This window comes from Flavobacterium panici, from assembly GCF_903819335.1.
Classification (GTDB): Bacteria; Bacteroidota; Bacteroidia; order Flavobacteriales; family Flavobacteriaceae; genus Flavobacterium; species Flavobacterium panici.
Genome location: NZ_CAIJDE010000034.1, coordinates 368,860 through 381,974, shown reverse-complemented (window position 1 = coordinate 381,974; position 13,115 = coordinate 368,860). Strand labels below are relative to the sequence as shown.

Annotated in this window: 10 protein-coding genes; 7 read left to right on the top strand and 3 right to left on the bottom strand. The window is 32.6% G+C overall.

Translation table 11 applies throughout. From position 1 onward, the window contains the following. Positions 1–27 precede the first annotated feature (27 nt). The 3 genes from trmB to FLAPXU55_RS07865 all read left to right on the top strand — a co-directional run bounded on the left by trmB (position 28) and on the right by FLAPXU55_RS07865 (position 1,913). Positions 28–705: a tRNA (guanosine(46)-N7)-methyltransferase TrmB gene (gene trmB / locus FLAPXU55_RS07875; protein WP_053469925.1), complete on the top strand. Its 678-nt coding sequence runs from the start codon at positions 28–30 to the stop codon at positions 703–705. Between the two features lie 41 nt (positions 706–746). Beyond that, positions 747–1,385 (top strand): LysE family transporter, encoded by a 639-nt coding sequence (locus FLAPXU55_RS07870; protein ID WP_053469924.1) that lies wholly within the window; start codon positions 747–749, stop codon positions 1,383–1,385. Positions 1,386–1,586: 201 nt separating this feature from the next. Further along, complete coding sequence (locus FLAPXU55_RS07865; RefSeq protein WP_180857215.1) at positions 1,587–1,913, top strand: MGMT family protein; 327 nt, start codon at positions 1,587–1,589, stop codon at positions 1,911–1,913. A 222-nt stretch (positions 1,914–2,135) separates the two neighbouring features. On the opposite strand, the gene FLAPXU55_RS07860 is transcribed toward FLAPXU55_RS07865, so the two are convergent. Both FLAPXU55_RS07860 and FLAPXU55_RS07855 read right to left on the bottom strand, forming a co-directional pair. After that, positions 2,136–3,461, bottom strand: coding sequence for a sensor histidine kinase (locus FLAPXU55_RS07860; protein ID WP_180857214.1), 1,326 nt, complete (start codon positions 3,459–3,461; stop codon positions 2,136–2,138). A gap of 207 nt (positions 3,462–3,668) precedes the next feature. Beyond that, positions 3,669–5,021: a sigma-54-dependent transcriptional regulator gene (locus tag FLAPXU55_RS07855; protein WP_180857213.1), complete on the bottom strand. Its 1,353-nt coding sequence runs from the start codon at positions 5,019–5,021 to the stop codon at positions 3,669–3,671. Positions 5,022–5,179: 158 nt separating this feature from the next. On the opposite strand from FLAPXU55_RS07855, the gene FLAPXU55_RS07850 reads away from it, so the two are divergent. The 3 genes from FLAPXU55_RS07850 (at position 5,180) to FLAPXU55_RS07840 (ending at position 9,866) form a co-directional block, all read left to right on the top strand. Beyond that, entirely contained in the window at positions 5,180–6,424 is a 1,245-nt protein-coding gene (locus FLAPXU55_RS07850) for an efflux RND transporter periplasmic adaptor subunit (protein ID WP_180857212.1), read from the top strand. Positions 6,425–6,595: 171 nt separating this feature from the next. Next, entirely contained in the window at positions 6,596–7,303 is a 708-nt protein-coding gene (locus FLAPXU55_RS07845) for an ABC transporter ATP-binding protein (protein WP_180857211.1), read from the top strand. A 136-nt stretch (positions 7,304–7,439) separates the two neighbouring features. Further along, positions 7,440–9,866: an ABC transporter permease gene (locus tag FLAPXU55_RS07840; protein ID WP_180857210.1), complete on the top strand. Its 2,427-nt coding sequence runs from the start codon at positions 7,440–7,442 to the stop codon at positions 9,864–9,866. Positions 9,867–9,930: 64 nt separating this feature from the next. On the opposite strand, the gene FLAPXU55_RS07835 is transcribed toward FLAPXU55_RS07840, so the two are convergent. Continuing rightward, positions 9,931–11,550 carry a L,D-transpeptidase family protein gene (locus FLAPXU55_RS07835; RefSeq protein WP_053469917.1) on the bottom strand — a complete coding sequence of 540 codons (1,620 nt, stop codon included), beginning with the start codon at positions 11,548–11,550 and terminating at the stop codon, positions 9,931–9,933. Positions 11,551–11,967: 417 nt separating this feature from the next. Here FLAPXU55_RS07835 and FLAPXU55_RS07830 point away from each other — a divergent pair, with 417 nt between their 5' ends. Further along, a complete protein-coding gene (locus tag FLAPXU55_RS07830; protein WP_053469916.1) occupies positions 11,968–13,098 on the top strand; it encodes an Mrp/NBP35 family ATP-binding protein in 1,131 nt (376 codons plus the stop codon). The last annotated feature ends 17 nt before the right edge of the window (positions 13,099–13,115 follow it).

Here is a 13,115-nt window from a genome sequence, read left to right as displayed (position 1 = left end):
TAATTTTGCTGAAAATTTTTGTAAAAAGTGGGAAGTAAAAATAAACTAAAAAGATTCAGAGAAAACGAAACATTTCAAAACGTTTTTCAACCAACAAGAGAAGAAGTTGTAGGTAATTTAATGCCTTTAAGAGGAAAATGGAATTCGGATTTCTTTAAAAATGATAATCCTCTGGTTTTAGAATTAGGATGCGGGAAAGGTGAATACTCAGTTGGATTAGCAGAAAAATATCCCAACAAAAATTTTATCGGAATTGATATTAAAGGTGCGCGTTTCTGGCGTGGTGCTAAAACTGCTGTTGAAACCGGACTTCATAATGTTGCTTTTGTTCGTACTCAAATCGAACTAATCAATCATATTTTTGCCGAAAATGAAGTAGATGAAATCTGGATTACTTTTCCGGATCCACAGATAAAATACAAGAGAACAAAACACAGAATGACGAATTCTGAGTTCTTGAAATTATACAAAAAAATCCTTAAAAAAGACGGTGTCGTAAATCTTAAAACCGACAGCGAATTTATGCACGGTTATACGCTTGGACTGCTTCATGGAGAAGGCCACGAAGTTTTGTATGCTAATCATAATGTATACAGAAATGAAGGAAGCCCGGAAGAAGTTACTGCTTTTCAAACATTTTATGAAAAACAATATTTAGAAATTAACAAGGCAATTACGTATATTCGTTTTAAAATTAAAGACTAATTTAATTTTAAAAAACATCTTTTAATCGCTTAAACTACTGAATGGTATATCTTACTCCATTACTTTCAGGCTTTATTGCCGCTGCAATTGGGATTATTCCGCCGGGATTAATCAATATGACGGCAGCCAAAATAAACCTGAAAGAAGGAAAAAAGAATGCTTTATGGTTTGTTATTGGAGCTGTTTTAGTGATTTTTTTTCAGGTTTACGTTGCGGTATTATTTGCACAGGTAATCGACAATCGTCCGGATGTTGTTACTTTATTACGTGAAATAGGTTTTGTTATTTTTTCGATCTTAACCATATACTTTTTGTTTATTGCCAAAGAGCCAAAAACCAAAAAGAAATCGAAGATTAAAAAGAGCAGTAAAAAAAGCCGTTTCTTTCTTGGAATGCTGCTTTCTGCATTAAACTTTTTCCCTATTCCGTATTATGTTGTGGTAAGTGTGACTTTGGCTTCGTACAATCTTTTTGTGTTTGAAAACAGCATTATTTTCACTTTTGTTTTAGGATCTATTTTGGGTTCATTTGCTGTTTTGTACAGCTATATTGGTTTCTTTGAAAAAATCGAAAAGAAAACCGATTACTTAATGCGAAACATGAATACTATTATTGGAAGCATTACGGGATTAGTTGCCGTTGTGACGCTTTTTAATATTTTGAATTATTATTTCGGATAAATTTATAGGCCACAGATTTAACGGATTAAAATGATTTTTTTTACTTTGGGGTTAAATATTTTACACGGATTTATTTAGAAGAACTAAAAGGATTTTAAAAAAAATAATCTGTTTAAATCTGCAAAATCTGCGAGAAACTTAATTTTTTATAGACCAAAAAAAATCATTTTAATCCGTATAATCTGTGGCAAAAAAATAATTATGGCTGAGGAAAATTTTTTCGAAAGAGTTTATGTGATTGCCAGACAAATTCCGTTTGGGAAAGTAACTTCTTATGGTGCAATTGCAAAGGCTTTAGGAACCGCACGTTCAGCACGAATGGTAGGTTGGGCAATGAATGCGTGCCATAATATGGACGATGTTCCTGCACATAGAGTCGTAAACCAAAAAGGACTCTTGACAGGAAAACATCATTTTGACGGAACTAATTTAATGCAGCAGCTTTTAGAAAACGAAGGTATTAAAGTAGTAAACAATCAAATTGTCGATTTCGAAAAACACTTTTGGAAACCTGAAGTGCAGTATTAAATGTTTTTCACCATATAAGTTATATAAGTTCATTTTAGAGCTTCCTGCAAGGTTTCTAAAACCTTGTAGGTATAAATATCTTTTAACTAATTACCTATAATTGGTAACTATAAAATACCTACAAGGTTTTAGAAACCTTGTAGGAGACGCGAAGGAAACTTTGTCAAAGTTGAATACTAATACTTCTTTTTAAATGAACTTATATCACTTATATGGTTCATATCAAATAAGGCAGATCACAAAGCTGGTTTTATCTTCATCGGTTTGGTAGCTTAGGTAGCCGCCATGCGCTTCGATAATGTTTTTAGAAAGCGTTAAACCAATTCCGGCGCCATCTTTTCTGGTGGTGAAAAAAGGAAGAAATATTTTGTCCTGAATTTCCGGATCGATTCCTTTTCCGTTATCCGAAATTGAAATGAAAAAGCGATTGTTCTCGGTATAACTCGACAAATACATTTTCTTTTCGCTTTTTTCTTTCAAAGCATAAACACTATTGGTAATCAAATTAATAATTACCTGTTCCATTTGGTTTTTATCAATCATAATAGAACGTGAACTGTGAATATCGTTTATCAATTCGATATTTTCCGCTTTCAAAATCGGACTCATAATTCGGAGGCAGTCTTCAAAAAGAGCATTTATTGGCGTCATTTGTTTGGTTGGCGTTGGCAGCATGGCGAGTTTACGGTAATTTTCTACAAAAACCTGCAAATGATCGCTTCGGTTTATTATGGTCGAAATACTGCTTTTAATGTCGTCAAAATCATCTTCTTCTAAACTTTCCTGATCGACAATATGAAGTAAATTCTGCGAAAGCGCACGAATTGGCGTTAGTGAATTCATTAATTCATGCGAAATAATCTTCATTAAATTAATCCACGCTTCTTTTTCTTTTTTCTCAATAACACGCTGAATACTGTCTAATAAAATGATATAATATTCTTTATTATAGGTTTGCGTTTTTGAAGTCTGCAGCATAAAAGTCTGCAAATCCTGTTCTTCAATTTTAATCGAAATTGCCGATTTTAATTCGCTGAATTCGGTTTTTTCAATTTCATTGCAAAGTGAGGGCAGGTAATTTTTAAGATATTTCCAATGGCTTACTTTTGGAACTTTAAATAAATCAGAGAAACAGTCATTCATCAAAAATATATCCCAGTCTTCGTTTTCTTTTTCTAAGATTAGAGCTGCCGTGTCAATATTATTTAAAAGCGAACGATAAATCATTTCTTTTGATGTCTGTTCTTGTTGCTGCACTTTTAAATTTTCATATAAAAGATACAGGCTTTTAAAATTATCTTTTTTATTTTCTTCCGGAAAATTGGTAGAAAAATCATTCTGAAGAATCGAAAGCAGTGTTCTATCGTAAAACTGGAGTTGGTTTTTTACATAAATATACATTTCGGCTAAAAATATAAAAGCAAAAAAGCCAACCAAAAGTGCATTATAATAGAACATTTTATAGATTAGAAAAACGCAGACAAAAAAGAGAATCATGACAAACAAGACTCTCACAAATAAAGCGTTATAAAATTTCCAGTTTTTCATTGTTTTTTTTTATTTGCCACAGATTAAAAGGATTAAAATGATTTTTTATACTTTATCTTGAAATCTTTAGTTTCCCGCAGATTCTGCAGATTTTGGGGATTAATTATAATTCATTTTTATCAGCTAAATCTCCAGAATCTGCGAGAAACTAAAATTTAGGTAAAAGAAAAATCTTTTTAATCTGTAAAATCTGTGGCCAAAATTATCTTAGTTTTTCAAATCGTATTTTTCAATTCTTCTGTACAAAGCGGCTCTTGATAAACCTAATTCTTCGGCGGTTTTTGAGATGTTTCCGTGATGTTTAAAAAGCGCTTTTTCGATTGCCGTTTTTTCCATTTCAGATAATGGGTTATCATTTTCCTGAATTTCTTCAAAATCCAGAATATCTAAATCGGTTACAGAAATCGTGTTATTTTCGGCTAAAATAAGGGCGCGTTCTATTTTGTTTTCCATTTCACGAACATTTCCTTTCCATGGATATTTTTCTAAATATGGCGCGACATTTTCTTCAAAATGCCATCCCGAAGCTTCGGGACCATGATTGTATTTTTCGGCGATATTTTCAAGAATAAAATTTGCCATCGGAACTATATCATCTTTTCTTTCGCGAAGTGACGGAAGATTTATTTCCATTGTATTAATTCTGTAGAGCAAATCTTCTCTAAAGGTTTTGCTTTTTACCTCAGCTTTGATATCATTGTTTGTTGCCGAAATTATTCTGACATTTAAAGGTCTTGGTTTGCTTTCGCCTAAACGTGTAAAGGTTTTAGTTTGCAGAACGTGCAATAATTTGGATTGTAAATGAAGCGGAATATTCCCAATTTCATCCAGAAAAATGGTTCCGTTTTGTGCCATTTCAAACCTTCCGGGCGTATCGGTTTTGGCATCTGTAAAAGCGCCTTTTGCGTATCCAAAAAGCTCGCTTTCGAATAAATTATCACTTAAAGATCCTAAATCAACATGAATAAAAGGTTCTTTTTTTCGTACCGAATTTTGGTGGATAAACTCTGCAAAAACATATTTACCCGTTCCGTTTTCACCTAAAATCAAAACATTTGCATCTGTTTTGGCTACTTTCTCGGCAATAGAATACGCTTGTTTTATTTTTTGAGATGTACCTACAAAATATCTTTTTTCTGTTTTTTCAACAACTTGTTTTTTGCTGTTTTTTCGGCTTTCGGCAACAGCCTTATCAATTGTTTCGAGTAATTTTTCGTTATGCCAAGGTTTTAAAACATAATCAAAAGCGCCAATTTTTATTCCTTCAACCGCTGTATCAATTTTTCCAAAAGCGGTCATTAAAATGACAATTGTATTTGGTGAAAGGGTTTTTACTTCTTTCAGCCAATGAATTCCTTCTCGTCCGTCTTCAAAACCAATTCTATAATTCATGTCCAGCAAAACGACATTAATTTCGTTTTCGCTCAAAATTGAAATGATTTTTTTGGGATTGTTTGTTGTAAAAATCGTTTCAAAATGTTTTTTAAGAATCATTTTTGCCGAAAAAAGAATTTCTTCCTGATCGTCAACGACTAATATTTGGGCTTGCTTTTTTCTCATACTGATATTTTTTGTCCGATTTTGAACGGTCAACTGTTCATTATCGAACACTTTGTTTTTGGATGTTTTTTAAAGCCTGTTTAAAATCAGGGCTTTGCAAAAAATAAATTTTATGGCACAGTATTTACCTATTGATTATCAGTAAATTATTTAAAAAAATGGACACGATAATTCCTCGTAAAAATAGAAAATTTAGATATCTCACAATAGCAATTGGAGTTTTTTTAGCTTTGGCCGCAATTCTCTTTTTTTCTTTTAATCCAAAAAGAAGTTTAAATGTAAAAGCCGAGGAACTTTCAATTCATAAAGTTGAAAAAGCTTTTTTTGAAGATTTTGTGGTTTTTCAGGCAAAAGTTGAGCCGTTAAATGTAATGCTTGTAAACGTTACAGAAGGAGGATCTGTAAAAGAGATTTTTGTAGAAAACGGTGCAATGGTTACAAAAGGACAATCGCTGGCTCGTTTATACAACCCAAATACAGAACTGAATTATTTGACTCAGGAAACTGCTATTATCGAGCAGATCAACAATTTAAATACGGGAAAACTAAACATTAGAAATCAGGAATTGAATTTGACTAAAGATTATGTTTTAATCGAGCATGATTATAATGATGCTAAAAGATTGTATGATTTAAATGCAAAATTGTTTGCCAAAGATGTGATTTCAAAAAACGACTGGAATACTTTTAAGGAAAGTCTTCGTTTTCAGGAAGAACGCAAAAAAACAATTCAGCAAAGCATTCAAAAAGAAAAACAATCGAATCAATTGCAGATTTCTCAAATTAACCGTTCAATTCAAACAATGGAAATAAGTTTGGAGATTTTAAGAAACAATAAAAAGAATTTTTTGATTACTGCTCCAGAATCTGGCCGACTGACTTCTTTTGAACCGGTTTTAGGAAAGACGTTTCAGGCTGGAGAAAGCATTGGAAAAATTGACTCTAAAAAAGGATATAAATTATCTGCCGATGTTGATGAGTTTTACTTGGAAAAAATTCGCGAAGGCTTAAAAGGTCAGGTTGAATTTAAAGGGAAAACGCTGGAAGTTATTGTTACTAAAGTAATTCCGGAAGTTAAAAACGGGCATTTTATTGTAGAATTAGCTTTTACATCTAAAGAAGAGATTGCTTTGCAGGACGGTTTAAGTTTTGGAGTAAAGCTGATTTTATCTGAGAAAAATAAAATACTGGTTGTACAAAAAGGAAGTTTTAATCAGGAAACTGCGGGGAAATGGATTTTTGTAGTAAAAGGAAATAAAGCCGAAAGAAGAAATATAAAATTAGGTAGAGAAAATCCTTCGTATTATGAAGTTCTGGAGGGTTTGAAAGAAGGCGAATCTGTGATTATTTCTTCTTATTCAGATTATAAGGATATTGAGGAACTTTCGATTCAGTCGCAGTAATTAGTTTACAGTCGCGGTGTTCAGTCGCAGTTTATCAAATGTCTGCCACGAATTTACACTAATTATTATACGCATTACGAAAAATTAATTCGTGGAATTCGTGGCGAAACCAAAATATAAAAACATCAATCATCAATCAAAAAACGTAATTAATAACTAATCTTTTAAAATATGATAACGATACAAAATTTAACCAAAGTATTTAGAACAGAAGAAGTTGAAACTGCTGCTTTAAGCGGTATTAATTTAGAAATTAAAAAAGGGGATTTTTTAACTATTATGGGGCCTTCTGGCTGCGGGAAATCTACTTTATTAAATATTATCGGGCTTTTAGACAGCGCTTCTACTGGAAGTTATAAATTACTGGATCAGGAAATGATTGGTTTAAAGGAGAAAGGAAGAGCTGCTGTTCGTAAAGAAAACATTGGTTTTATTTTTCAAAACTTCAACTTGATCGATGAACTTTCGGTTTATGATAATATCGAACTGCCTTTGCTTTACAATAATGTAAAAGCATCAGACAGAAAACAAAAAATTGAAGCTATTGCTGAGAAATTAAATATTTCACATCGTTTGAAACATTTTCCGCAGCAGCTTTCAGGAGGTCAGCAGCAAAGGGTTGCGGTTGCAAGAGCTTTGGTTAATGATCCTAAAATTATACTTGCCGATGAGCCAACAGGAAATCTGGACAGTAAAAATGGTAATGAGGTAATGGAACTTTTAACTGATTTACATGCTAAAGGTGCTACAATTTTGATGGTTACCCACTCTGATTATGATGCTTCTTTTTCGCAAAGAACGATTCATATGAAAGACGGTGTTATATTCTCTGAAAAATTAAATCAACGCAATGTTGATGTTTTTATGGACGCTAAATAATCGAAAAAATGATAAAATTTGTTATTACTGCAATCTTAGTTCTGGTGGGATTTGTTTGCAAAATTTTTACCCTTCTATAAAAGGCAAAACAGCCTTTAGACCAAAAAATAACTAACGTAATTATAAAACTTATACCATGATTTTTAACTGGTTTAAAATATTTATTTATCATTTAAGGCAAAGCAAATTGTTTTCGCTTTTAAATGTTTTAGGATTGAGCATTGGGGTTGCCAGCGTGATTTTTGCCATTTTATACTGGAATAATGAGCACGCTTACAATCAATGGAATCCGGAGAAAGAAAATGTATATCAGGTTCTGAATAAAATAGGAAGAACCGGAGACACCTGGGCTACAAGTTCAATTCCGTTTGGACAAACCTGCAAGGCAACAATTCCTGAAATTGAGCAGATTTCCTTTATGCATAATTGGTATAACGAAGCTGCTATAAAGTATCAGAACAAAAAAGTAATCGATAAAAAGATAATGGTATCTGATAATAACTTTTTTGATTTTTTCCCTTTTCCAATCCTAAAAGGTGCTAAAAAAGATATTTTAAAAGAGAAAAACAGCGTTGCTATTTCTGAACAACAGGCTAAACTGCTTTTTAATAATGAAGATCCTATCGGAAAATCCATTACTTACAATGATAAGTCCTATATCGTAAAATCTGTTTATCGCATTGTGACACCTTCTTCTATTGAACCTAACTATGTTTTTGGTGACATTGTGCGTGAAAGTGATATTAACAGCTGGGGTAATTTTAATTATGGTTTGATGATTAAAATTAAAAAAGGTGCTGATCCTGTTTCGGTTTTGAAGAAAATGCATAACGTAAATTATGTAAACAGAACTCTAAAAGATGCTAAAGAAAGCGGACAGACGGTTGAGCAGTACATCAAAGAAAATGGAGAAATAGAGATTATACTTGACCAGCTGAAAACGCTGCATTTACATGGCACAAAAACTTCGGGATCTGCTACTCCGGAGTTTAAAGGAAACCTACAGCTTATTTATATTATGGCTGGTTTATCAATATTAATTTTAGTTTTATCATTGGTAAACTATATTAATCTTGCCACAGCTTCTGCCATAAAACGTGCTAAGGAAGTTGGTGTTCGTAAAATTGTTGGTGCTTCAAAAAACCAAATTATAGCGCAGTTTATATTCGAAACAACAATAATTGTAATGTTGTCTATTTTGTTTGCTTTGGCAATTGTTGAACTTTCTCTTCCGTATTATAATTCTTTTTTAAGAAAGACTTTGACTATGAATGGCGGTGAATTTTACCTGCAGCTCATTTTGATTTTTGGATTAGTAATCATTCTTGCGGGTATATTCCCTGCCATTTATATCTCAAATTTCGAAACTTTAAAAGTTTTAAAAGGTAATTTCTCCAGAAGTAAAAGCGGTATCTGGATTCGAAATTCGATGCTTATTTTTCAATTCGGAATTGCAACATTTTTTATCATTGGTGCTTTGATCGTAAATTCTCAGGTAGATTATATGATGAATAAAGATCTTGGTTTTAATGGTAATCAGGTTATCAGAGTTCCATTTAATCATAACGATTATAAAACAAAGGGTGAAAAATATCAATTAACAAAACAAGAAGTTCTTAAAATATCAGGCGTTCAGGACGTTTCTACTTTTGCCGGTACATTTGGTAACAGTACTAATTCTAGTTCTGGTTTTACGCACAATGGTGTTTTTGTTCAGCCGCGAAATGTTGAAATGGATTTTGGTTTTCTTGATATGATGAAAATTAAAGTGGTTGAAGGTCGTGATTTATCTCCAAAATTTGCATCAGATACTGTTAGCAACTGGCTTATAAATGAAACACTGGCTAAATCATTAGGACTTAAAAATCCTATAAATACGGTGATCACTTCTGGCTGGGGAGATGAAAAGGGAAATTTAAAGTTTAAAGTTGTTGGAATTGTAAAGGATTTTCACATTACGGGATTGCAGAATAAAGTTCCGCCAATGATTTTTGTTAATCTTAAAACATTGAAATGGAATAACTTTGATAATGTATATATAAAAGTTTCTCCAAATAATTTATCTGAAACATTAGAAAAATTAAAAACATATTGGGAGAAAAATGTAAATCCAGATTATCCTTTTGATTATGAATTTGTAAACAAAGGATTTGCAAAAACTTATGAGCAGCAAGTCAAACAAAAAGATTTGTTTTTTATCCTGAATCTGGTTGTAATCACGATTGCTATTTTTGGACTGTTTGCTTTGGCATCATTTTCGATGGAAAGAAGATTGAAAGAAATTGCGATTAGAAAAACACTTGGCGCAGAAACTGATGTTTTACTGAAAGAATTATCTAAACAATATATTCTTTTCTGTTTAATGGGATTTGGAATTGGAATTGTTCCGGCTTATATTTTATTGCAAAAATGGCTGGAGGATTTTGCTTTCAGAATTAATGTTTCGCCCGTTCCGTTTAGTATTGCGCTTGTTTCGCTGTTAGTTCTTACTTTGCTGATTGTTTTGGCAAAAGCGTATCAGGTAACCAAAATAGACGTTTTAAAATATTTAAAATACGAATAAACTTGTAGACCATTTTTTTAAAAGAATCCCCGTCAGATATTAGAATCTTGACGGGGATTTGTTTTTATTTTAAGGCAACCGGATCAGCATACAGCAGTTTATCTAAACGTTTATCGCGGTCATAAACATCTGGATAGAAGCCAATTTCGCCGTCATCGTTTACCCAGGCGGTAAAATATCCTATATAAATTGGAATTTTATTTTTGAGCATGCAGGTAGTTTCTTTTTCGCCGCTCATCGCCTGATTAATTTTATCAACCGGCCATTCAGGATTGTCTTTTAAAATTTCTAGTGCCAGTTGTTTGGCTTCTTTTACATTAATACAGCCGTGGCTGAAAATTCGTTTTTCAAATTCAAATAAACTTTTTGCAGGTGTATCGTGCAGGTAAATATCATTTGGGTTTGGAAACATAAATTTGACTAATCCCAAAGAATTGTCCGGACCTGGTTTTTGTCTTACATGGCCTCCATTCCATTCCATATTATGATCAGCGAGATAGTTTTTATCTTCGGCTATTTTCAGTTTTAATTCATTTTGAATAATGCTTGTTGGAACATACCAATACGGACTAAAAACAATTCGGTCGATATTACCGCTAAAAATCACCGTTTCTGTCATTCGCGTTCCCACAAAAACATCCGAAACCAAATCATATTTTCCATTCTTTACATAAACCAGTCTAAACGACGGAATATTTACCATTACATATTCATCTGCTTTTGCCAGTTTAGTGGGAATCCATCTGCAGCGTTCCATGTTCAGCATAATGGTGCGGATTCTGTTTCCAATTGGCTCGTTCATCTGATCAATTTGTTCTTTTGTAAAAGTATAATTCAGTTTGAGTCCATATCGTTTTTTGTATTTTAAAACGGCGTCCATCATTTCCTGATCATAATATTGACTTTTAGAATCTTCTTTTAAATCACCAACTACAAACAAACGTTCTCTAATTTGCTGGATAACTTTTCCGCTGTCTAAAGGTTTTAGCTCCTTAAAGTTTGCTTCGTCAATCTCGATTTTTTTCCAAAGACCGTTTTTTTCAATATTTCGATATCTCTGTAAAACATCCTGAAGTTTATAATATTGGCCAAAAAGAAGGTTTTCATCCTTATTCAATCGGTTGGGATCACCCATTAACGAATCTAAAATTCGATCGTACGAAATTGTTTTGGCTGGAAGATACCAGCCAATTTTTTTCAAAGTCTCTGCATCCACTCCGGAATATACATTACTGGCATAAAATACATACATATTTGACAACAGCAGTTCTGTGTCTATTTGCGGCAGTTTATTTGAAACATTTTCATTAAAAACATTGTCAACCAAGTCCATATAAGGCATTTCGGCATTGATTCCCTGCTCTTCTAAAAGGCTTACTTTATGATATAATAAGGCGCCAAATTCGCTGATACTTTTATCATCATGCCAAATCGTGTTATATGCTTTCTTTTTATAAAGATCTTCAACGTCTTTTTGATATTTTTTTAGTTTGGGATACTTCGCATAAAAGTTATTTATTGAAGCGGCATCAATTGTTCCTAAAACGAATTTGTTTTTGAGTTTAAAAATGTTTTCAAACTCAGAATTTTCATTTTTAATTTTCGATGTATGGCTTGCCGCATTAATAGAAAACATTAAAAAACTACAAGCAATAATTACAGTAAGAGAAGTAAAATTTCGCATATTTTTAAGGTTTAAATTTTTAATATTAAATCATTTAAAAAATATCGAAAACTCATAACGAAGCTCCAAAAATAAGTTTTCATACTTTTTTGTACTATTTGGAAATCTTAGATTTAAGGCACTCAAATTTAATCAAGATATTTGACAATTCTTACATTTACTGCTGTAAATTTCATACATTTTAGTATTCGTTATAATTATAAGAAATCATTACAGAATAAGGTTTCAAAACCTATTTTTGAATTTTAATGGTTTTAAATAATCAGGATTCATCATTTTGGCTAATCTCAATATCAATAAATACAATTTAAAAGGGTTTAAATCCGAACTTAATCTGTTATCTTTGCACTCTGAAATCAGTTTAAATTAATATAGATTTTTAAATCGGTTTCTTTCCATATATAATAGCACAATAAAATGAAATTAGATAGAAAAGAAATTCTTAAAGCTTTAGAAACAATCACTATAGCTGGAGAAGGAAAAAATATGGTCGAAAGCGGTGCGGTTGCTAACGTACTTACTTTTGGCGACGAAGTTGTTGTTGATTTAGTATTGCATACGCCAGCGATGCATATTAAAAAAAGAGCTGAAGACGATATTAAAAAAACGATTCACGAATTAATATCTACCGATGCTAAAATTAAAGTAAATATTAAAGTTGAAACTCCGGAGAAAGCCGAAATTAAAGGTCGTGCTATTCCGGGAATTAAAAATATTATTGCCGTTGCTTCCGGAAAAGGAGGAGTTGGTAAATCAACCGTTACTGCAAATATTGCCGTTACGCTTGCAAAAATGGGTTTTAAAGTTGGAGTTTTAGATGCCGATATTTATGGGCCTTCTATGCCAATTATGTTTGATGTTGAGAATGAAAAACCGGTTTCGATTACTGTTGACGGAAAATCGAAAATGAAACCAATTGAAAGTTATGAAATTAAAATGCTTTCTATTGGATTTTTTACAGCACCAAGCCAGGCAGTAATCTGGAGAGGTCCAATGGCTGCAAAAGCATTAAACCAAATGATCTTTGATGCAGACTGGGGAGAATTAGATTTCATGCTTCTTGATTTACCTCCGGGAACTGGAGATATTCACCTTTCTATCATGCAGTCTTTACCTATTACGGGAGCTGTTGTAGTAAGTACACCGCAGGCTGTAGCTCTTGCCGATGCTAAAAAAGGAGTTTCGATGTTTATGCAGGATAATATTAATGTTCCTGTTTTGGGAATTATCGAAAACATGGCTTACTTTACACCTGAAGAATTGCCAAATAATAAATATTATATCTTTGGACAAGAAGGTGCAAAAAATCTTGCAGCAGATTTAGATGTTCCGTTTTTAGGGGAAGTTCCAATTGTACAGTCTATTCGTGAAGCGGGAGATTACGGACGTCCTGCAGCTTTACAAACTGCATCGCCTATTGAAGCTGTTTTTGAAGAAATCACCAGAAACGTAGTTCAGGAAGTAGTAAACAGAAACGAAAGTCTTCCTGCTACTGAAGCCATTAAAATTACAACTATGGCAGGCTGCTCTGCAGTTAAAAAAAATTAAATAATTAGATAATGAGA

Coding starts and splice junctions, on each gene's coding strand:
- FLAPXU55_RS07860 (WP_180857214.1), bottom strand. CDS start 3,461: ATGAAAAACTGGAAATTTTATAACGCTTTATTTGTGAGAGTCTTGTTT.
- FLAPXU55_RS07830 (WP_053469916.1), top strand. CDS start 11,968: ATGAAATTAGATAGAAAAGAAATTCTTAAAGCTTTAGAAACAATCACT.
- FLAPXU55_RS07850 (WP_180857212.1), top strand. CDS start 5,180: ATGGACACGATAATTCCTCGTAAAAATAGAAAATTTAGATATCTCACA.
- FLAPXU55_RS07865 (WP_180857215.1), top strand. CDS start 1,587: ATGGCTGAGGAAAATTTTTTCGAAAGAGTTTATGTGATTGCCAGACAA.
- FLAPXU55_RS07870 (WP_053469924.1), top strand. CDS start 747: ATGGTATATCTTACTCCATTACTTTCAGGCTTTATTGCCGCTGCAATT.
- FLAPXU55_RS07855 (WP_180857213.1), bottom strand. CDS start 5,021: ATGAGAAAAAAGCAAGCCCAAATATTAGTCGTTGACGATCAGGAAGAA.
- FLAPXU55_RS07840 (WP_180857210.1), top strand. CDS start 7,440: ATGATTTTTAACTGGTTTAAAATATTTATTTATCATTTAAGGCAAAGC.
- FLAPXU55_RS07835 (WP_053469917.1), bottom strand. CDS start 11,550: ATGCGAAATTTTACTTCTCTTACTGTAATTATTGCTTGTAGTTTTTTA.
- FLAPXU55_RS07845 (WP_180857211.1), top strand. CDS start 6,596: ATGATAACGATACAAAATTTAACCAAAGTATTTAGAACAGAAGAAGTT.